The 510-nt window shown below is 51.6% G+C and carries 1 protein-coding gene; it reads right to left on the bottom strand.

Going from position 1 to position 510, the window contains the following annotated elements; translation table 11 throughout:
* The coding region (locus tag R7Q48_RS31375) for an isocitrate lyase/phosphoenolpyruvate mutase family protein (protein ID WP_318134370.1) at nucleotides 1–510 on the bottom strand (510 nt) is incomplete at both ends.

A 510-nucleotide genomic window follows, 5' to 3' on the forward strand; every position in this document is an offset into this window, starting at 1 on the left:
TGTTGCGCCGAATTCAGTAATGTTGGCCAGAATAGGAACGTGCTTTCCGGTCGCTTGCTCTAGCGCATTTGAGAACTGGAGGTATTGATCCAACTTGTTCATCGCTTCTGGGAAGATCATGTCTGCGCCAGCTTCCACACACGCAATGGCACGTTCAATCGCACTGTCCATGCCCTCTACGGCAAGAGCATCTGTGCGAGCCATAATCACGAAACTTTCGTCATTACGCGCATCCACCGCCGCTTTCACTCGGTCAACCATCTCTTGCTGGCTCACAATTGCTTTGTTCGGGCGATGACCACAACGTTTTTGTGCAACTTGGTCTTCCATGTGCACCGCTGCAGCGCCCGCTTTTTCCATTTGCTTAATGGTGCGAGCGATGTTGAATGCGCCGCCAAAACCGGTGTCGATGTCAACCAAGAGCGGCAAATCACACGCGTTGGTGATGCGGTCAACGTCAACCAGTACGTCGTTCAATGTTGTAATGCCTAGATCAGGCAATCCGTATGA

It is taken from the genome of Vibrio sp. 378 (genome assembly GCF_033339435.1).